22 protein-coding genes are annotated in these 19,832 nt (G+C 31.7%); 18 read left to right on the top strand and 4 right to left on the bottom strand.

The window, feature by feature from the left end:
* Positions 1 to 247: 247 nt before the first annotated feature.
* The 8 genes from LQ675_RS09580 (at position 248) to LQ675_RS09545 (ending at position 7,806) form a co-directional block, all read left to right on the top strand.
* Positions 248 to 550: a metal-sensing transcriptional repressor gene (locus LQ675_RS09580; RefSeq protein WP_058592389.1), complete on the top strand. Its 303-nt coding sequence runs from the start codon at positions 248 to 250 to the stop codon at positions 548 to 550.
* Between the two features lie 13 nt (positions 551 to 563).
* Positions 564 to 2,948 (top strand): heavy metal translocating P-type ATPase, encoded by a 2,385-nt coding sequence (locus tag LQ675_RS09575; protein ID WP_119649452.1) that lies wholly within the window; start codon positions 564 to 566, stop codon positions 2,946 to 2,948.
* 243 nt (positions 2,949 to 3,191) lie between these two features.
* The gene (locus LQ675_RS09570) at positions 3,192 to 3,800 is read left to right on the top strand and encodes a DedA family protein (protein ID WP_048541291.1); all 609 of its coding nucleotides are present in this window, start codon (positions 3,192 to 3,194) and stop codon (positions 3,798 to 3,800) included.
* 22 nt (positions 3,801 to 3,822) lie between these two features.
* The gene (locus LQ675_RS09565) at positions 3,823 to 4,272 is read left to right on the top strand and encodes a GNAT family N-acetyltransferase (protein ID WP_075578187.1); all 450 of its coding nucleotides are present in this window, start codon (positions 3,823 to 3,825) and stop codon (positions 4,270 to 4,272) included.
* A 133-nt stretch (positions 4,273 to 4,405) separates the two neighbouring features.
* Positions 4,406 to 5,191 (top strand): VOC family protein, encoded by a 786-nt coding sequence (locus LQ675_RS09560; protein ID WP_084755688.1) that lies wholly within the window; start codon positions 4,406 to 4,408, stop codon positions 5,189 to 5,191.
* Positions 5,192 to 5,295: 104 nt separating this feature from the next.
* The gene (locus tag LQ675_RS09555) at positions 5,296 to 6,075 is read left to right on the top strand and encodes an ABC transporter ATP-binding protein (RefSeq protein WP_048541287.1); all 780 of its coding nucleotides are present in this window, start codon (positions 5,296 to 5,298) and stop codon (positions 6,073 to 6,075) included.
* Positions 6,076 to 6,151: 76 nt separating this feature from the next.
* Positions 6,152 to 7,006, top strand: coding sequence for a Cof-type HAD-IIB family hydrolase (locus LQ675_RS09550; RefSeq protein ID WP_048541285.1), 855 nt, complete (start codon positions 6,152 to 6,154; stop codon positions 7,004 to 7,006).
* Between the two features lie 143 nt (positions 7,007 to 7,149).
* Positions 7,150 to 7,806 carry a haloacid dehalogenase type II gene (locus tag LQ675_RS09545; protein WP_048541283.1) on the top strand — a complete coding sequence of 219 codons (657 nt, stop codon included), beginning with the start codon at positions 7,150 to 7,152 and terminating at the stop codon, positions 7,804 to 7,806.
* A 50-nt stretch (positions 7,807 to 7,856) separates the two neighbouring features.
* On the opposite strand, the gene LQ675_RS09540 is transcribed toward LQ675_RS09545, so the two are convergent.
* Positions 7,857 to 8,816, bottom strand: coding sequence for a hypothetical protein (locus tag LQ675_RS09540; RefSeq protein WP_048541282.1), 960 nt, complete (start codon positions 8,814 to 8,816; stop codon positions 7,857 to 7,859).
* 179 nt (positions 8,817 to 8,995) lie between these two features.
* Here LQ675_RS09540 and LQ675_RS09535 point away from each other — a divergent pair, with 179 nt between their 5' ends.
* The 4 genes from LQ675_RS09535 (at position 8,996) to LQ675_RS09520 (ending at position 11,918) form a co-directional block, all read left to right on the top strand.
* A complete protein-coding gene (locus LQ675_RS09535; RefSeq protein ID WP_053076875.1) occupies positions 8,996 to 9,529 on the top strand; it encodes a CHAP domain-containing protein in 534 nt (177 codons plus the stop codon).
* Positions 9,530 to 9,543: 14 nt separating this feature from the next.
* A complete protein-coding gene (locus LQ675_RS09530) occupies positions 9,544 to 10,191 on the top strand; it encodes an SDR family oxidoreductase (RefSeq protein WP_048541281.1) in 648 nt (215 codons plus the stop codon).
* An 18-nt stretch (positions 10,192 to 10,209) separates the two neighbouring features.
* Positions 10,210 to 10,944 carry a metallophosphoesterase family protein gene (locus LQ675_RS09525; protein WP_075578183.1) on the top strand — a complete coding sequence of 245 codons (735 nt, stop codon included), beginning with the start codon at positions 10,210 to 10,212 and terminating at the stop codon, positions 10,942 to 10,944.
* Between the two features lie 92 nt (positions 10,945 to 11,036).
* Complete coding sequence (locus LQ675_RS09520) at positions 11,037 to 11,918, top strand: nuclease-related domain-containing protein (RefSeq protein WP_075578182.1); 882 nt, start codon at positions 11,037 to 11,039, stop codon at positions 11,916 to 11,918.
* Between the two features lie 205 nt (positions 11,919 to 12,123).
* Here LQ675_RS09520 and LQ675_RS09515 read toward each other — a convergent pair whose 3' ends face one another.
* Together LQ675_RS09515 and LQ675_RS09510 are read right to left on the bottom strand one after the other, a co-directional pair.
* Entirely contained in the window at positions 12,124 to 13,068 is a 945-nt protein-coding gene (locus LQ675_RS09515) for a cation diffusion facilitator family transporter (RefSeq protein WP_048541277.1), read from the bottom strand.
* A 19-nt stretch (positions 13,069 to 13,087) separates the two neighbouring features.
* Positions 13,088 to 13,387, bottom strand: a complete 300-nt coding sequence (locus LQ675_RS09510; RefSeq protein WP_025907403.1) for an ArsR/SmtB family transcription factor — start codon at positions 13,385 to 13,387, stop codon at positions 13,088 to 13,090.
* 137 nt (positions 13,388 to 13,524) lie between these two features.
* Between LQ675_RS09510 and LQ675_RS09505 the strand changes: the two genes are divergently transcribed.
* The 5 genes from LQ675_RS09505 (at position 13,525) to LQ675_RS09485 (ending at position 18,239) form a co-directional block, all read left to right on the top strand.
* A complete protein-coding gene (locus LQ675_RS09505) occupies positions 13,525 to 13,839 on the top strand; it encodes a CHY zinc finger protein (protein ID WP_058592378.1) in 315 nt (104 codons plus the stop codon).
* A gap of 117 nt (positions 13,840 to 13,956) precedes the next feature.
* Positions 13,957 to 14,454 (top strand): hypothetical protein, encoded by a 498-nt coding sequence (locus LQ675_RS09500; protein ID WP_037590018.1) that lies wholly within the window; start codon positions 13,957 to 13,959, stop codon positions 14,452 to 14,454.
* A gap of 73 nt (positions 14,455 to 14,527) precedes the next feature.
* On the top strand, positions 14,528 to 15,958 hold the full coding sequence (locus LQ675_RS09495; RefSeq protein WP_048541273.1) for an MDR family MFS transporter: 1,431 nt from the start codon (positions 14,528 to 14,530) through the stop codon (positions 15,956 to 15,958).
* Between the two features lie 134 nt (positions 15,959 to 16,092).
* Positions 16,093 to 17,157: a YkvI family membrane protein gene (locus LQ675_RS09490; RefSeq protein WP_048541271.1), complete on the top strand. Its 1,065-nt coding sequence runs from the start codon at positions 16,093 to 16,095 to the stop codon at positions 17,155 to 17,157.
* Positions 17,158 to 17,204: 47 nt separating this feature from the next.
* Entirely contained in the window at positions 17,205 to 18,239 is a 1,035-nt protein-coding gene (locus LQ675_RS09485; RefSeq protein ID WP_048541270.1) for an alpha/beta hydrolase, read from the top strand.
* A 44-nt stretch (positions 18,240 to 18,283) separates the two neighbouring features.
* Here the strand turns inward: LQ675_RS09485 and LQ675_RS09480 are convergent, their stop codons facing one another.
* Positions 18,284 to 18,787 (bottom strand): GNAT family N-acetyltransferase, encoded by a 504-nt coding sequence (locus tag LQ675_RS09480; protein ID WP_048541269.1) that lies wholly within the window; start codon positions 18,785 to 18,787, stop codon positions 18,284 to 18,286.
* 118 nt (positions 18,788 to 18,905) lie between these two features.
* Between LQ675_RS09480 and LQ675_RS09475 the strand changes: the two genes are divergently transcribed.
* On the top strand, positions 18,906 to 19,832 hold the full coding sequence (locus LQ675_RS09475) for an NAD-dependent epimerase/dehydratase family protein (RefSeq protein WP_048541268.1): 927 nt from the start codon (positions 18,906 to 18,908) through the stop codon (positions 19,830 to 19,832).

Here is a 19,832-nt window from a genome sequence, read left to right as displayed (position 1 = left end):
GTAATTAAGGTGCCCCATAGTAACAAAAGTCGGCGGAAATGTAATTAAGGTGCCCCATAGTAACAAAAGTCTGGGGAAATGTAACTAAGGCAGTCTATAGTAACAAAAGTCCGGGGAAGTGTAACTAAGGCAGCCCATAATAATAAACTGCCGTTATTCAACATCTCATTATAAATTTTTTGAGCTTTTATATTGAAAAATATACTATAGGGGGGTATAGTATTAATTAAAGAGAGGACGTGATTGTATGAGTGAATATTTACATGAACATACTGTAACACCTAGAACTAAAGAGGAAAAAGATAAAGTGATCAATAGACTTAAACGTATTGAGGGTCAAGTGCGTGGTATTCAAAGTATGGTTGAAGAAGATAGATATTGTGTGGATATATTAGTACAAATTAGTGCAATACAGTCTGCTTTGAAAAATGTTGGACTTGCGGTAACGGAAAGACATGTTAAACATTGTGTGACGGATGCTATTCAAAATGGTGAAGGTGAAGAAATGATTGATGAATTGATGAGTGTACTTAAACAATTTTCTAAGTAAGGAGGTAAACGAAATGAGTGAATCTAAACATGTTACTGTTGGTGTAACGGGTATGACATGTGCAGCTTGTTCCAATCGTATTGAAAAAGTGTTAAACAGAATGGATGGTGTTGATGCTCAAGTGAATTTATCGACTGAGAAAGCATCCATCACTTTCAATAATGACGCTACAAATTTATCCGATGTAACAAATAAAATTGAAAATCTCGGATACGGTGTCTTAACTGAAAAGGCTGAATTAGATGTTTATGGTATGACATGTGCAGCATGTTCTAATCGTATCGAGAAAGTACTAAATCGACAAGAAGGCATTACACAAGCAACAGTTAATTTAACGACTGAACAAGCTAATGTTGAATACAATCCTGAAATAATAGATGTTAAAAATATCATTAATAAAATTAAAAATTTAGGCTATAACGCTGCTACTAAAAGTGATGTTCAAAATAAAACAACACATAAAGAACAAGAAGTACAGAAAATGAAAACTAAACTTATTATTTCTGCTATTTTATCATTACCACTTTTATTAACGATGTTTGTGCATTTATTTAATATGCCTATGCCTCATATCTTAATGAATCCTTGGTTTCAATTTATATTAGCAACACCTGTTCAATTTATAATTGGCTGGCAGTTCTATGTTGGTGCTTATAAGAACTTGAAAAATGGTGGCGCTAATATGGATGTTTTAGTGGCATTAGGAACAAGTGCAGCATATTTTTATAGTTTATATGAAGCTATCAAAACAATTGGTAATCCATCTTATATGCCGCATTTATATTTTGAAACAAGTGCAGTGTTAATTACTTTAATCTTGTTTGGTAAATATTTAGAGAAACGCGCTAAAAGTCAAACAACGAATTCTTTATCATCTTTATTAAATTTACAAGCTAAAGAAGCAAGAGTTATTCGTGATCATAAAGAGCTCATGATACCTATTGATGATGTCGTTGTCGGAGATATTTTATACATCAAACCAGGTGAAAAGATACCGGTGGACGGTATTATCGAAAAAGGACGTACATCAATAGATGAATCTATGATTACAGGTGAATCTATTCCTGTTGAAAAAACGATAAATGAAGAAGTCATTGGTTCAACGATTAATAAGAATGGTTTAATTCATATTAAAGCAACAAAAGTAGGTAAAGATACGGCACTGGCTTCTATCGTTAAAATTGTAGAAGAAGCGCAAGGATCTAAAGCCCCTATACAAAGATTAGCGGATGTTATTTCTGGTTATTTTGTTCCGATTGTTGTTGGGATATCAATCTTAACATTTATTGTATGGATAACATTAGTGGATCCAGGTCAGTTTGAACGTGCATTAGTAGCAGCAATTGCTGTGATTGTCATTGCTTGCCCATGTGCGCTTGGATTAGCTACGCCAACATCCATTATGGTTGGTACGGGTAAAGCTGCCGAGAATGGCATATTATTTAAAGGTGGCGAACATTTAGAACGTACACACCAATTAAATACAATTGTGCTAGATAAGACTGGTACAATTACAAAAGGTAAACCTGAAGTTACGGATTATACTGGCGACTTAGAAACACTCAGTCTTTTAGCAAGTGCAGAAAAAGGATCAGAACACCCACTTGCTGAAGCTATTGTTGCATATGCTACAGAACAAGAAGTCGCATTAAATGATGTAGACGACTTTGATGCAATACCTGGATACGGTATTCAAGCTACTATTCAGAATAAAGAAATATTAGTGGGTAATCGAAAATTAATGGTAAGACATAGTATCGAAACGAAAGATTTTGAACAAGACATGTCCAATTTAGAATTAGAAGGTAAAACAGCTATGTTAGTTGCTGTGGATCGTACATTTAAAGGTATTGTCGCAGTTGCGGATACGATTAAAGACAGTGCACCAGAAGCGATTAAAATGCTTCAAGAGGAAGGATTAGAAGTCGTGATGCTTACAGGTGACAACGAAAGAACAGCTCAGGCTATCGCAAGTCAAGTAGGTATTCAAAAAGTCATTTCTGAAGTATTACCAAATGAAAAAGCCGATAAAATTAAAGATATTCAAAGTAATGGTAAAAAGGTTGCAATGGTCGGTGATGGTGTTAATGATGCGCCAGCGTTAGCAATATCAGATATTGGTATCGCAATTGGAACTGGTACGGAAGTTGCGATTGAAGCGGCAGATGTAACAATTCTTGGTGGAGAATTATTACTTATTCCTAAAGCGATTAAAATAAGTCATGCAACAATTAAAAATATTAAACAAAACTTATTCTGGGCATTCGGCTATAATACGGCAGGCATACCAATTGCTGCAGTAGGTATCCTAGCACCTTGGGTTGCAGGTGCTGCGATGGCATTAAGCTCTGTAAGTGTCGTCACAAATGCATTAAGATTAAAAAAAGTTAAATTATAAATACTCATTCACACTCATATATAAATGGGTGTGAATTTTTTTATGAATCATTTTATTGTAAAATAAAAAGTAATGACAATGCATATAAATATAAATTGTCATGTTCATACTTAAGTCTTACACTTATTCAGCAACATATATTATATAATTAAGTTTCATCATTATGTTTTATTTATTATTATCGAATGTTTATATTTACAAAGCAATAAAAAGAGAAAGATATCAACTTAAAGGAGCAAATCAATGGAGAGTTGGATTACAAGTGTAATGGAACAATTTGGCTATTTTGGTATTGCCTTATTGATATTATTGGAAAATGTTTTCCCACCCATACCATCAGAGGTTATTTTAACATTTGGAGGTTTCATGACCACTAAGTCAGATCTAACAGTCTTAGGTGTAGTCGTTGCATCTACAATAGGTTCTGTAGGCGGTGCTGTCATATTATATTGGATTGGTCGTATTCTAAATGTTGAAAGAATCGAAAGAATTATCGAGAAATGGGGTAAATATCTTAGGTTAACGAAAGAAGATGTAAGAAAAGCAGATGCTTGGTTCGATAAATATGGACCATGGACTGTATTCTTCTGTAGATTTATTCCACTTATTCGAAGTTTAATATCCGTTCCAGCTGGTATGAGCGGTATGAATCAATGGTTATTTTTAGTATTAACGACAATCGGTACATTGATTTGGAATTTAGTATTAGTACTGGTAGGCGCTAAAGTAGGAGATAATTGGCATCAAATCGTCAATTATATGGATGTTTATTCTCACTTTATGTATGCAGTCATTGCAATTGGTATAATTGTATTTATCATTTGGTTTATTAGAAAGAAGAAAGTTTCATAACTTAAACAATGGAGGTGATACAATGATAACTTTATGTGAGCAGTTAAATGATAGGCATTATGAATTATTAGCTTTAGCAGATGAAAGTCAACATGCTGTTAATGATTATGCTACTAGAGGACAAGTATATGTTTATCAACAAGATCATCAAGATATCGGAATTGCAGTTGGATTATTAACGAGACCTAATACATATGAATTAGTTAATTTAGCAGTTGATCCACATTTTCAAAATCAAGGTATAGGGAAATTATTAATTGACCATATGATTAATGAAGCGAGAAATTTACATTGTCATACAATAACTGTAGGAACAGGTAACTCAAGTATAGGGCAGTTGAAACTTTATCAACAAGCTGGATTTAGAATGAAATCAATAGATATTGATTATTTTGTAAAGTATTACGAAGAACCTATCTTTGAGAATGATATACAATGCAAAGATATGGTGAGATTAGAAATGGAATTGTAATAAAAGGACCTATACGGATTCAATTTTAAATTGTGTCGTATAGGTTTTTTTGCTTTTTGAAACAAACTAGTATACTTTTTATAGTATATAAAGTATACTATTATTTATTAATAAATAAGAAGAGGTGCAAGTTATGTTTCATGGTAAAGATGCAAATTTAGTAAAAGGCATTACATTAAATGTTAAAGATTTAGAAAAAATGACTGTATTTTATGACAGTATTTTAGGTTTAAATATAAAAAGTAAAGATGATAAGCAAACTGTATTTGAAATTGGTAACTCAGGTCATACTATTACATTAAATTTATTAGTGGATGGTAGAGAACCAAGTATGAGAGAAGCTGGATTATTCCATCTAGCAATATTATTACCAACAACTGCCGATTTAGCTGACTTTTTATTACATGCTTCAAGATTAAATGTAAGACTTGGCGCTGGGGATCATATCGTGTCAGAAGCATTGTATTTAAATGATCCAGAAGGAAATGGTCTAGAAATTTATAGAGATAGAGATCCAGAAACTTGGGTATGGAATGATGGAAACGTTAATATGGATACACTTGAAGTAGACGCAGAAGCATTAGTCCAACATGTTTCAACTGAAGGTTGGAATGGTATGCCTGAAGGTGCTAAGATTGGCCACTTACATTTAAAAACAAGCAACATCAATGAAAGCAAAGATTTCTATACTGATACATTAGGATTAAAAATTGTTGTAGGTAATTTCCCTAATGCATTATTTATGTCAACGAAAGATTATCATCACCATATTGCGATTAATACATGGCAATCTAATAAAAAACGTGAAGATTTAGATCATAGTTACGGACTTGCTAATATCGATATGCAAATACCGAATAGAGCATCTGAAGTATTGATTTCGCCAGATGGATTAAGATTCGATATTAATCCAGAATAAGCATGATAAAATTTAGCCTTCCTGTCCAATCACCTTTAATATAAGAGATGTTTCATGTACAATAAGTGAATATTCTAAATTCTTATATTAAAGGGGATGTAAGTATGCTTCTTGATTTGAAACATATTAATTGGATTAGAGAAGGTAAATACATATTAAAAGATATTTCTTGGGAAATAGTAGATGGAGAACATTGGGTGTTATACGGACTAAATGGTGCAGGTAAATCTACTATTCTCGATATTATTAACGCGTATACTGCTCCATCATCTGGGGAATTTGAAATACTAGATATGAAACAAGGAAGACCAGGTTATTCAGCAGATGGCATTAGAAGACAAATAGGTTATGTTTCGTCATCTTTATTTAAGAAAATGAGACAACAGGACAATGCTTTTACAACAGTCATTAGTGGTGCTTATGCGTCAATTGGTGTTTATGAAGAACCTACTGAAGAAATTAAAGAAAAAGCGAAACATATTTGTGAAACACTAGGTATTACACATTATATAAATAGAAGGTTTGAAACGCTATCACAAGGTGAACAAACGCGCGTATTAATAGGTAGAGCATTAATGTCTGAACCGAGGTTGCTCATTCTTGATGAACCAACAAATGGATTAGACTTTGTAGCGCGTGAAGATCTGTTAGAAAGAATTGAGTATATCGGACAAGATAGTGATGGACCAACCATTATTTATGTGACACATCATTTAGAAGAAGTCTTACCAATCTTTAAAAACATACTTTTATTGAAAAATGGTGAAGTATTCAAATCAGGTAATATTCAAGCGCTATTAAACAGTGATAATATGAGTAACTTATTTGGAATTGATGTAGATGTTGAGTTTAAAAATAATAGACCAATTTTATCTAAAAAGTAACATGTATTTAAAAAAATTGCCTTTACGCTGTGAGCATGAAATAATAGATATTGATAAATGATATGGAGGATTCAACATGACGAATCAAGCAGTTTTTTTAGATATGGACGGGACAATTTTAAATGAAGACAACAGAGTCACGAATCATACAAATGATGTTATTCAAGAAGTTAGACAAAAAGGCATTAAAGTATTTATTGCGACAGGAAGAGCATATGATGAAATTCCATATTTAGTACCAGAGAACTTTGAAGTTGATGGTATCTTATCTTCAAATGGAGCAGTAGGATATATTAATGGAAAAGAAATATTTAAACACCAACTGCCTATGGAAACAGTGCGTAAACTTGTTGATTTAGCAGAACAACATCAAATTTATTATGAGTTATTTCCATATTATAAAAATCGTATCGCCTTAAAACGTGATAAAACGTTATTACTTTCTGAAATCCAAACAGATGAATTAGGTGATGTAGAACGTAATGAATGGAAATCACGACAAGAAGCTTTAAGTGAAAAAATCAATTGGGTTGATGATATACCTAAAGATGCTTATTCTAAATTTTATTTCTTCAAAAAATACGAATCAGAAATTAAAAAATGGGAAGAGCTTATCGTACCAATGAAAGAAGAATTAGATATTTCAATATCTCATTCAACAACTTGTAATTTAGAAACAATGCCTATAGGTGTTAACAAAGCGACAGCTATTCAATCGACTTTAGACTATTTAGGAATTGCAGAAGATACTGAAACATTTGCGATTGGTGATAGTGATAACGATAGACAAATGCTCGAGTTTGTAGACAATCCAATTGTTATGAAAAATGCACCTGATCATATTAAAGCGTTAGGTAGTGAAGTTACGAGACGTACAAATGTAGAAAATGGTGTCGCTGACTTTTTAAGTCAAAAGTTTTTAATTAAATAAATCAATTTATGAAACCATGTCCGATTTGCGGTGACATGGTTTTATTGTATAAACTAAAAATATTGTCAGCAATATATTTTGTGTGATTGTTTTATATACATTTGGATATAATATAATGAGTGATGTTTTAAAGGGGTGATGAAATGATTAAAACAGTTGTATATGATTTATATGGAACACTTGTTGATATAGATAGTGTAAGAGAAAAATGTGAAAAGTTATTCCCGGGAAATGGAGATAGGATTGCTAAAGCATGGCGATATAAATTAATTGAATATACACATGTGAGACAATTAGTGGATGAATATAAACCATTTAGTAAAGTGATTCGTGATTCACTTGAATATGTGCTCAGTAGAAATGATTTTGATTACTCATTGAAAGAAATTAACGAATGTATGGCAGCATATAATCAATTAACGCCATTTCCAGATGTCGCACATACATTAAAAGAACTATCAGAAGTCGATCAAATAATATTTAGTAATGGCAATAAAAACATGATAGAACAAGTACTAGATTATTCAAATATCACGAGTTACTTTAAGTTTATCTTGTCTCTTGAAGAGTTTGGCGTGTATAAACCAGATTCTAATGGATACGCATTGCTAGAAGAAAATATTCCATATAATAAAGATGAAGTACTATTTGTATCATCAAATAAATGGGATATTGTTGGTGCACAAAAGTTTGGATTTCAAACGGCATGGGTTAATCGTAATTTTAGTGATTTTGAATATATAGAGGTTAAACCCGACTTTGAATTACAATCCTTATATAGTATTAAAGATTTAATATAATAAATAAGGCGCTCAATCTATTGCATCTAGATTGAGCGCTTTATATGTTATCAATTAGGATTACTGTTATTTGGAGGGTAAAGTGCATTTTTATTTTTATGATAGAAGTTCATAACACTTCCGTATATGAAGTATGAAACAATAAACATAAAGATAAAGTACACAATATATCCAAGTACCGCGAATATAACTTGTAATACTGCTGGCATAAATGAAACGACAACTGCAACAATGATACCAACAATAGCTAAAACAATATATGCAACAACAACATAAAGTAAGTTACTGAATAATAATTTCCAAGCATTATTAGGACCTTTACTTGTAATGTTCCAACCAATTGAGAATTTAGTTAAAGTGGGTAATGATCTTTGATCAATATGAACAAGTACTGTGTTCATAATAAATATTACTAAATAATATAATGGAATAAACACTGCGAATAGAACTAAAATCATAAATAACATGATGATTACAAATGATATAGACATTGCACCAAAAGCTTCACTTGAACCGCTTGGTTGAATAATAGCCATAGATGTTCCAAATATCGCAAAGAATATTAGTTCAACAACTAATACGACAATATAAATCGCTATATACATTGCAACACTAATCACACCTATAATGATTGTAAGTTTTAATGTTTTAACATAGTTTCCTTTTCGTAAGAACATAAATAAATCACTAAAGTTTGGCCCAATACCTAAGTCTGTATCTTTGTAGTATTTAATCATGCCATAAGCTAAAGGAATTAAAACAAAGATATATAAACCAAGTGTTAATAAAAAGCCGAGTACCATAGTGACAAAGAATATCGCTAGTCCTCCGCCAGAAGGTTCACCTGAAAAGTCTTGTGATGAAGCGAGTGAGACACCACCGATTAAGAATAATACACCCGGTATTAACATTATAAGAATCATAACGATTGATGCTAAAATAGAAAATAAAATAGTTTTTAAATGGAATCCCTGTCCATTTCTAAAGTAATCCAATTGGAACTTGAACATATGATTCACCTCTTGTCTTTTGGTATCATTAGGGTACCATAAAAAACTATGAAAATGTCATTTAATTGTCAAAAACTTTCTTGCATTTGCGAATTTTTTGTAAAGAGCTATAAGCACTTTATTTGATATCCTACGTTATAACTCATATATTTGAGGTATATTAGTTATAGGAGTGAGCTATGAAAAAGTTATTCCGCTTCATTATCTACCTTGCAACATGGGTCGCTATCATAACGATGGTATTGCTGTTTAAAAGCCAAGGTGGATTCGATTTTTTTAATCATTATGTTGAAGATGTAAAGAAGCAGATGAAAGAAAAAGAAGTAGCGATTCGCACAGAACAAATTAAAAAGAATGATAAAACAGATGACCGTTCGCTTGGTAATTTTTATCAAGAAGGTCAATGTACATTTTATGTATTTGAAGAAAGATTGAAAATTGATAAAAAAATTAGTTCATCTTGGGGTGACGCTAAACATTGGGATGACCGTGCCAAAGAAGAAGGTTATAAAGTGAACGGAAAACCTAGTGAAGGCTCAATCTTACAAACAGATTATGGTGAACTAGGACACGTCGCAATAGTTGAAGAAGTAAAAAATGATGGTTCAATTGTTGTTTCTGATATGAACTATAAAAAGCCATATGAAGTGACTTCAAGGTTAATCACACCAGATAGATTACACAACTATCGTTTTATACATGAAAAAATTTAGAGGAGTGTTTTATAATGAAGATTTTCGTAATAGGCGCTAATGGACAAATAGGAAGACATTTAGTTGAAGATTTAGTAGCAGAAGGCAATGAAGTTGTTGCAGGTATTAGAAAAAACAGTCAAGCAAGTTTCTTTGAAGACTTAGGAGCAACAACAGCACCACTAGATCTTGAATATGACGATATCAATGACATTTCTGAAAAAATAAAAGATTCAGATAAAGTTGTGTTTACAGCAGGTTCAGGTGGACATACTGGTGCAGACCAAACAATTATTATTGATTTAGACGGAGCAGTTAAATCAATTGAAGCAAGTAAAATAGCAGGTACGAAACATTTTGTACTCGTATCTTCATTTGATACGAGAAGATCAGCTTTTGAAGGAGATTTAAAACCTTATACAATAGCTAAACACTATGCAGATGAACATTTAAGAAACGCTAATATACCATATACAATCGTTCATCCTGGTGCGCTAACAAATGATGATGCTATTGGAACAGTTACTTTAGCAGAAGAAGTAGAACGTGGAAAAATACCTCGTAAAGATGTAGCGACTGTCTTGGTTGAAGTATTAAACAATGATGAGAAAATTGGTCAAGAATTCCAAGTCGTTTCAGGAGATGTTGAAATTAAAGAAGCAGTTGATCAATTTAATCAATAATCATAAAGGAGTATTATGATGGTTAAATTCGCAATTTTAACAGATATACACGGAAATATAGATGCATTAAACGCGGTACTTTCAGATATCGATAATCGAACGGATATAGATCACATTTATAACTTAGGTGATAATATTGGTGTTGGCCATTGTACTAACGAAGTTCTTGAAACCGTAACAAGTAGAAAAGATATGACATACATTGCTGGTAATCACGACGAAGCGATTATGTCAGTCGTTAACAACGAGCCATATCCTGAAAGTTTGAAAAGTAAGTTTTATGAACATCATCAATGGATAGTAGAACATTTAGACAGCAAATATTATACCTTTTTAAATGAACTTAAACGTGAAGTTACAAAAGAAATAGACGGTTTAAAATTTTATTTCACACATTATCGAATACTCGAAGAAAATATGGATAAGCATATTAGTGAAGATCCATTTGAACCAATTGTAGATCCTTCGTTAGAACATGTACACGGATTATTTAATGGCATAGATGCAGATTTTGTCACATTCGGACATAATCACGTGTTACATCACTTTGATGATATAGAAACAATATATTTTAATCCAGGATCAGTAGGATTAAATAACGGTGCATACGCAGTGTATGGCATAGTAGAAGTTAAAGGTGGTGCTATAAACGTAGAAAGAGTCAAAGTACCTTATGATAATCAACCATTCTTAGAAGGATTCGATGATAAGAAAGTGCCAGGTAAACAATTAATATTTGAATCATTTATATAGAAGAAATCAGCCACTACATTGATGTTGTGGCTGATTTTTTTACTGAGATGGATTAAAATGGAAATGAATAAACTTATAAAGAAGGTGAACCATTGAAAAAGAACTATTATTCAGTGATTGGATCTCTTATAGATAGAACATACATAAGTCCTCAAGATATTCAAAAGTATGAAACATATAAAAAAGGAAAAGAAGGTGAAAGGAAGTTTTTGGAAATATTAAACTCTATTGATCAATTAGAGTTTATATATGATTTACAACTTCAAAGTACTCAAAATTATCAATTTGATTTTATAGTTATCACTGATAAGGTTATATATCAATTCGAAATCAAAAATTATTTTGGTAAATATGAATTTAATAATGGTAATTTGATTTGTGATAACGGGTTTGTAATTAAATATCCGTTAGCTCAATTAGATAGAAATGACTATATCCTAAATAAAGTACTTGATAAATTAGTTATAGAAAGAACAATAAAAAGCTATATAATATTTATTAACGGAAATTTTAGTATGAAAGGCAAAATAGATGAAGAAACAATTATTTTACCAAACCAGTTAAATAAAGTAAGACATCTCCTTAACAATAATAACTCTCCAAATAATTCTATAATAAAAACCACATTACAAAATCTCCATACACCTTTTGAAGATGATTATCATCAATATCCGAATTATGAATTTAACAAATTAAAACCTGGTATAAGATGTACACAATGTAACAATATAATAGATACACCACTGAAAAATAAAAAGAAAATAATTACTTGCACTAACTGTTTTAATGAGATACCTAGAAAAGAACTTATTTTAAATACTTTAGACGAATTAATGTATTTGAAAGGAGCACCATTCAATATGAAAGAAGCCAGGAAGTGGTGTAATGGTGTACATAGAAATACACTTTCATATATTATGAAAGGACATTTTAAAATGATTACACAAGGAAATACTAAAGTATATTATAAGTAAGTTAATGCATATCATAAATTTGAGTTTGAATAGTGTGTTGGGGTACTGAATCCAGGTATGGCGCACGAAGACCGTGAGATATCGTGCGCTAAGGTACAAAATAAGGGTGTATCGCACGAAGACTGAGAGAGATTCCTATACCAAATTATATAAAGTAAAAAAACTAGAACAAATTAGGTATATTTACCTAAATGTTCTAGCTTTTCTAATGTACATGTTCTGTTTGTTCCATGCAACAGAGTAGGGAACTGTCATGTTGATGATCTGGTGTTTCTAATTGGATTGTTGCGTGATGTATAGATTTATGAATAAGTTTATGATTGATTTCTTCTATTATATTGTCGCATTCCTGTACAGTCTTATCTTTATCTACGACTGCGTGACAACTTAATGCTGTTAAGTCACTTGTAATGGACCATATATGCAAATCATGTACTTCAATAATATCTGGGTGTGAAGTGATTGTTTCAGATATTTCATGAACATCGATATTTGATGGTGTTCCTTCCATCAGTACATTTAATGCAGATTTCGTAACTCCATAGCCGCTTCTAATAATTAAAAGTGCCACAATAACACTTGCTATCGGGTCAGCTAATTTCCAACCGAATGTAATCATAATGAGTGCTGCTACGATTGCGCCAACTGATCCTAATAAATCTCCGAGTACATGAATGAATGCACCACGCATGTTTAAGTTGTCTTTCGTATCAGATCCTTTAAACATTAACCAAGCAATGAATATATTCACAAGTAAACCGATTGTACTTATAATTAACATTCCAGTTGAAGCGACTTCTGGTGGATCAATGAATCTTGAAATGGCTTCATAAAAGATATATATACTAATGACAATTAACAAGACACCGTTAATTAAAGCAGCTAAAATTTCAAATCTCTTATAACCATATGTCTTATTCTTATTTGCAACACGTTCGCCAAATTTAAATGCCATTAATGCAATAAAGAGTGAAATGGCGTCGCTTAGCATATGACCAGCATCAGATAGTAAAGCTAAACTATTTGTAATATATCCACCAATCACTTCAACTATCATAAATACAGAAATGATAATAAATGAAATGAGCAGTATTTTTTTATTATTTGTATGAACATGATTGTGGTCATGTCCATGATGTTCATGTCCCATGAAAACACCTCCTATTTTGTTAATGTTTGGCATGCTCGATGGCTTGTTTTAATAATAAGATAACGTGATCATCATCTATTGAGTAGTAAATACTTTTACCTTCACGTTCAAATTTAACAAGCCTAAGATTCTTTAAAAATCTTAATTGGTGCGACACGGAAGATTGACTTAGCGAAAGTGTTTCAGCTATACAACCTACAGAATGTCGACCGGTACATAATAAATGTAATATCTTTACGCGAGTCGGATCGCTTAATGCTTTAAAAGTTTGTGATACAAGTAATAATGTTTCGTCATCTAAAATAGTATTTGTAGTCATATTATTCTCCTAACATATGAATATATGTTCATATGTTAATTTTATTAAAATTTATCGTTTATGTCAAATCATTATAAATTGACAAAATAGCTATAATTATGAGATGTTCACTTAAAGTAAATTTTTTGGAGGATACTATGGTGAAAATACATGGCTTAACTGTAGATAATGAATCTAGATGTGAACATTATCATACGCCACTTGATATCATCGCTATTAAATTTAAATGTTGTGATAAATTCTATCCTTGTTACAAGTGCCATAATGAATGTGAAAAGCATGACATTAAAAGATGGGATCAATCTGAATTTAATGAACATGCGATACTTTGTGGGGTTTGTAAAGAAACAATTTCTATCAATGATTATATGTTAAAAGAAGTATGCCCAAATTGTGATGCTCGATTTAATCACCGATGCAAGTATCATCACCATTTATATTTTAAAATTTAAGTTGGTTTTCTTTTTTAAAGGTAATTTATTACAAAACATGTTATAATATTTTTGACTTTAAAATTTTAACATTGAAAAGAATGTGAATGTTGCATAGAGAGAAAAGGAGGACATTGAATGAAGGATTTGATTAAAGGTCATATATTAAGTGGCGAATTTGATACTGCATATAGATTGATGTCCGAAGTGGATTTCTTAGAATTTGAAGAACACTTTATTTCAGCAGCTCACGAAGAAGAAAGTACGATGTTTTATACATTTATATTAGACTGTATTAAGAAGGAAGAAACAAGTGAACTTCATGACTTAGCGTTCTTGTTACACGTTTATCCATATAGTGAACATGATGGCGCATTTCATTCAGCTTATTATCATGCTGAAAGATCGATGATTTTAACAGATCATAAAGAAGTTAAGAGTTTATTACAAATGCTTCTTTTACATGCTATACCGGAACCTTTACTTTCTGACAAACAAGCTTTTGATATAAGTAAGCAAATACTTAAGATAGACCCAGAAAATAAAGTTGCTAGAAATATTATGAAAGAAACAGCGAAGAGAATGGACCAAGTAGTGGTAGATTTTTCACAACTATCCAAATCTCAAAATGCATAAACCTAGTCTTTTGACTAGGTTTCTTTTTTATGTCATCATAGACAAGTTACAAAATAAAATTTAGGAGAAAAAAATGGAGAATCAGTTTAAAAGAAAAATAATTATGATTGTCTTTTTAGTTGGTACATTTTTCATGATTTTAAATGAAACACTCTTAAATATTGCATTAAAAGAATTAATGTCAGTATTTGATGTTGATGCACCAACTGTCCAATGGATGGCAACTGGTTTCATGTTAGTAATGGGTGTACTAACACCATTGTCTGCAGTCGTAAATCAATGGTTTACAACGAGACGGTTATTTTTAGGGTTAGTAACAATATTTTCTATCGGGACTTTAACTGCGGGGTTAGCTATTAATTTCCCAATGTTATTAGTAGGAAGAATGATTCAAGCAGCTGGAACGGGGCTTATGATTCCAACTGTCATGAATGCAATGCTCATGCTTTATAATGAAAATGAACGCGGGAAAATTATGGGGCAATTCGGATTAGTCATTATGTTTGCACCTGCATTAGGTCCAACATTATCAGGTGTTATTGTTGATTATTTAGGGTGGAGATGGTTATTTTTAATCGTTATCCCATTCATGCTATTTACGTTTATATTCGCATATAGATATTTACAAAATGTTGGAGAAGTTACAAGACCAAAAATTGATGTCTTTTCAATCATTTTATCAACAATTGGTATTGCAACAATTATATATAGTGTTTCTTCTGTGAGTAGTACAGAAGGCGGATTCTCAAGTCCTTCAATATATATCACACTCATCATCGGTATCATTACAATGATACTATTTGTCTTTAGACAACTTAAATTAGAAGAACCTTTATTAGATTTAAAAGTGTTTAAATATCACAATTATACTAAAGGCGTTATCATTTTCGTAGTCGTTATTATGACAATGTTTGCTTCTGAAATTGTAATGCCAATGTATTTGCAAGGTCCTATGGGTTTCAGTGCTAAAGTTGCTGGACTGATCTTATTACCAGGTGCTTTATTAAATGGTTTCTTGTCACCTTTTATGGGTGCCATATTTGATAAAATTGGTCCTAGAAAACTTATTGTACCAGGTTTAATCATATTGTTATGTGTATCAATATTTTATTCAACAATTCATCCAGGTATTTCGGTTTGGATATTTGTTGTTGTATATATTATATTAATGATTAGTATTTCTGCAGTATTGATGCCAGCTAATACAAATGCATTGAATGCTTTACCAAAAGAAATGTATCCACACGGTACGGCTGTATCTAACATGTTACAGCCAATTGGTGGCGCATTAGGTATTGCGATTTTTGTAAGTATTATGAACGGTGGACAAAGAGCAGCATTAGAAGGTATTAAGAACCCTACAGTTGATCAAATCAATCATGCTATGACACAAGGTATTCATCAGTCATACTGGTTTGGTATCATTTTACTTGCACTAGCAGTTATTGTTGGCTTTACAGTTACAAGAGCAAATTATAGTCAATCAATTAAAGATAATTCATAAAGATATTAAAGAGAAAGCGGGACAGAAATCTAATTTGTACAAATTAGATTTCTGTCCCGCTAATTTTTTGGAATAATTTTGTGAATAGTGGGTATACATCATTATGTTGAACAAAATTATGAGGAGGAAAGTTTGTGTCAAATTTGAAAGAAGCAACAAAAATAGGGTTTGCTTATGTTGGGGTCGTTGTTGGTGCAGGGTTCTCGACAGGGCAAGAGGTAATGAAATTCTTTACCCACTATGGTTTATACGGGTATATAGGAGTTATTATATCTGGTATAATGTTGGCGTTTTTTGGTAGACAAGTAGCCAAGATTGGTACGGCACTCGATGCAGATGATCATAGCTCAACAATTAACTATTTATTTGGTAAAGCAGGTATCGTTATAGATTATGTATTAATATTTTTCTTATTTGGTATATCAGTAACGATGATAGCTGGCGCAGGATCAGCATTTAATGAAAGCTTTGGGGTGCCAACTTGGTTAGGCGCTTTAATTATGTGTATTGTTATATATATCACGCTTTTATTAGACTTCGATAAAATTGTAAAAGCACTAGGTGTCGTCACACCATTTTTAATCATTGTGATATTAATAATAGCAGGTTACTTTTTTGTGAATGGCCAAGTAGGCATTTCTGAAATTAACGATACGGTTGAATCACCAAGTCTTTTCTGGGGAATTGTTCAAGGATTTATTTATGGTGGTTTAGCGTTCTCAGTAGGATTTAGTACATTAATTGCCATTGGTGGAGATGCTGATAAGCGACGTATTTCAGGCTTAGGTGGCATCATTGGTGGTATTATATATTTAATATTATTAGCACTTATCAATGCTGGATTATTAGTTGAATATCCTAATATTAAAGATATTGAGATACCAACGTTAGAACTCGCTAGAACAATTTCACCTATTATTGGGTTTGCATTATCAGTGATTATGCTTATGGTTATGTACAACACGATTTTAGGACTTATGTACTCATTTACGGCAAGATTTACTGTACCGTTTTCTAAAAAATACGTTGTATTATTGACGATATCTATGGTTCTCGCTTATGGCTTAAGCTTTGTAGGTTTTTCATCACTTATTGATAAATTATATCCAGCTATGGGTGTTATAGGTTTAGTGATTTGTGCTGCAATTGTTGTTAAATATATTAGTCGTAAAAGAGATAACAAAGAACATATCGCATAAAATAATTGAATATGTTAAACTATCTTCTTACATGAGGAAGTGAACATATGAAAAGGAAAAAACGACGATTGTTTATTTTGATTGTAGCGATTATCGTTGTTGTAAGTGGATTTTACGGTTATAACAAATATCAGGAACATAAACAAAGGGAAGCACAATTACAAGCTCAAAGAGCCAATCAATTATTACTAAACAATAAGAAAGTAAAATTGATACGTGATGTATCTTATGGACACAGTGCACCAAATAGTCAAATGGATATTATTATGCCTTCAAAAATGAAAAAAGGTGAGAAATTGCCAGTTATTTTTTGGACGCATGGTGGTGGTTTTATTGCGGGAGACAAAAGACATAAGAATCCATACTTAGCACAAATTGCTGAAAAAGGATATATCATCGTAAATGTTAATTATGCTTTAGCACCTGATTACCAATATCCGACACCAATACAGCAATTAGATCAAGCTACTAAATATACATTAAAACATAGAAATAAATTTAATATCGATTACAGACAAATCGTATATGGCGGAGATTCTGCAGGTGCTCAAATTGCCAGTCAATATGTGGCTTTACAAACAAATGATAAATTGCAACAACAAATGCGTATGAAGCCAAGTATTAAAAAAGACTATTTAAAAGCTGCCATTCTTTTTGGTGGGTTATATAATATGCAAACGGTGAGAGCTACAGAATTTCCTAGAATTGATTTATTTATGACGAGTTATACGGGTACTAAGGAATGGGAACAGAACTTTGCGAGAATTAATCAACTATCTACCGTTGATCAAGTAACAAAAGATTATCCACCTACATTTTTAACGGTTGGAGATGCTGACCCATTTGATCCACAAAATAGAGAATTTGATGAAGTCCTTAAAAAGCAAGGTGTTCAAACGACTACAACATTCTTTGATGGTACACACGGTTTACGTCATCAATACCAATTCCATATGAACTTGAAGGAATCTAAGAAGAATTACAATAATGTCATGATGTTTCTAGGGGCTAATACGAAACAGTCACCATATGAAAATAATGCAAACCAAGATTCTGAAACAGTGATTAAAAAAGATGAATAATAAAAAAGGCAAACTACGCGAAATACGTGATGAGTTTGCCTTTTTTATAATAGTTTTGCCATCATAAATTCATCGTAATATTTATCATTAAAATACAATGTTTGTTCTTTCTTTCCTTCTACTTTAAAACCAAATTTTTCATATAATCGGTATGCAGGTTCATTCTCCGTAACGACTGTTAATTCTAGTCTATGCAGTTGTCTTCTCACTGCCCAAGCTTCAGTTTCTTGTAATAGTTTATATCCAATTCCTTTATTTCTAAATGTCGGGAGTAGACCCATTGCAATTTTAGCAGCATGACGATTTCGATTCGTTTTGCCACCTTGAATAGTTACATAACCAATTAATGTGTCATTTAATTCCGCAACAATGATTGTAGAGTTACTTGTCGTAATCATTTCTTCTAGAAATAAAGTTTGGTTCTGTATAGATATTTGATGCTCACCTGGATTAAATAGTAAATATTCGGATTGGTTAATCACGCTATCTAACAATTTATTAAAGTCTTCAACATCATTTATTCGAATTTCGCGTATGATTTCTTTCATAAAATGTCTCCTATTTCTATTTATAAATTACAAACAGTGGTATATTTATGTTAATTAAACAATAAGTTATAAACAGTATAACACATATGTAAAGTCCGAATATAAAGGAGTGCTTAAAATGAAAGCGAATGTACTCATCTCAGGTGGATCAGGGTATATAGGCAAGCATTTAATCAGTACGTTAAAAGATATCGGAAATCTTTATACGATTACAAAGTATGAATCAGATATGATGATAGATGATGAAGTTACTTGGAGAAAATGTGATATTTTTGTACTTAAAGATATGATTGAAGCATTGAAAAATATAGATATTGCAATTTATTATTTAGATCCAAACAAGAAATCAGCAAAGTTAACACAAAGTACTGCCCGTAATTTAAACATCATTGCGAGTCATAATATGGCGAAAGCATGTAAAGTAAATAATGTTAAAAAAATTATATACATTAAAGGTTCGCCTTTTGATATAGAAACGATGGAAATATTAAGTTCAACCGGTATTGAAGTTCAAGTGACAGAACAATCTATTAAGCGACCAGCTGTATCGATAGAATTACAGAAGTCTAAAATTGATGACGTTAGAAGCGTTGATAGAATGCCTATTCCATATAAATGGGATTTAGAGGATGTTGTGAAATACTATTTCCAGTGGTTACAAGAGACTAGTGGAACGTTAGTAAGAACAGAATTAATTGGAGATATTTATTATGTTTATTTTCAACATCGCAGTAAACCATTATTAAAATTAAAAAGAGTACATCCAAATATTGATGAAGATATTATACAGTTCAAAGTTATTGGCGGTTCACTTACTGTAGATTTGTATGAAGATAATGGCATGTTAGAATTTAGAAAGTTAAAGTTAAAAAATGAATTTATAGTTCATTTATTTAATTACGTACCAAGATTACCGTGGAGTATATATTATTTATCACAAGCACCTATTCATAATGTAACGATGAAGGGATTCGAAGTTGATTGTAGAATTAAAGATTTTCAACTACGCAGTATAGCAGGAGAAGTTAAAAAATATACAAAGTAG

The organism is Mammaliicoccus sp. D-M19 (genome assembly GCF_022386695.1).
Taxonomy (GTDB): Bacteria; Bacillota; Bacilli; order Staphylococcales; family Staphylococcaceae; genus Mammaliicoccus; species Mammaliicoccus sciuri.
The sequence above is the reverse complement of the archived record's forward strand: the minus strand, read 5'-3'. Positions and strand labels throughout refer to the sequence as shown.